Annotated in this window: 1 pseudogene; it reads right to left on the bottom strand. The window is 72.3% G+C overall.

The features are described 5' to 3' along the window. Positions 1–242 (bottom strand): annotated as a pseudogene (locus tag IH13_RS0117825) (hypothetical protein); the annotation flags it as partial.

Here is a 242-nt window from a genome sequence, read left to right as displayed (position 1 = left end):
GAGCTTGGCGGCGCGCCAGCGGGCCGGGGAGACGGACTGGGACCAGGACAGCCGGAAGGTGCCGCTCTCCAGCTCCCTGGCGATCATCGGGCCGGCGACGAAAGCGCCGAAGAGCGCGGGCAGGGCCGTCAGGAACAAGGCGGTGTCGTCGAACACCCGCCGGTACGTGAGCGTGCTGTGCAGGTAGGTGCTGGCCGTCTGCATGCAGCCCCGGTCACCGTCGGCGCCGTCCGTCCGGCAGC

Source organism: Streptomyces sp. NRRL WC-3549 (assembly GCF_000721935.1).
Classification (GTDB): Bacteria; Actinomycetota; Actinomycetes; order Streptomycetales; family Streptomycetaceae; genus Streptomyces.
The sequence above is the reverse complement of the archived record's forward strand: the minus strand, read 5'-3'. Positions and strand labels throughout refer to the sequence as shown.